Here is a 275-nt window from a genome sequence, read left to right as displayed (position 1 = left end):
GGCTTGAGCAGTTCATCGCGCTCGATACCGGTGTTGGAGGTGATGACCAGAATCTTCTTGCCGCTAAGTAGTGAGCTCATGATCGAGAGTCTCCTGATGGCTGGGTTAATGGGTGGATATGGGAGAGTTGATCAAGGCCAGGGGCTAAAGGTTTAAATTAATTTGGGTTGATGGGCTGGGCGGTCGTGTGGGGCAGTTTCCTTGAACTATCGAAAGGGGGCGGGTTCTGCTGCATAAGGGCTCGCCTTTAGGGCGAGCGTTCAAAACTGCCTGGA

At 53.1% G+C, this 275-nt stretch carries 1 pseudogene; it reads right to left on the bottom strand.

The features are described from left to right. Positions 1–80: pseudogene (locus SB765_RS29490) on the bottom strand (protease); the annotation flags it as partial. Between the last annotated feature and the right edge of the window lie 195 nt (positions 81–275).

Source organism: Pseudomonas sp. SIMBA_067 (genome assembly GCF_046534675.1).
GTDB lineage: Bacteria > Pseudomonadota > Gammaproteobacteria > Pseudomonadales > Pseudomonadaceae > Aquipseudomonas > Aquipseudomonas putida.
The sequence above is the reverse complement of the archived record's forward strand: the minus strand, read 5'-3'. Positions and strand labels throughout refer to the sequence as shown.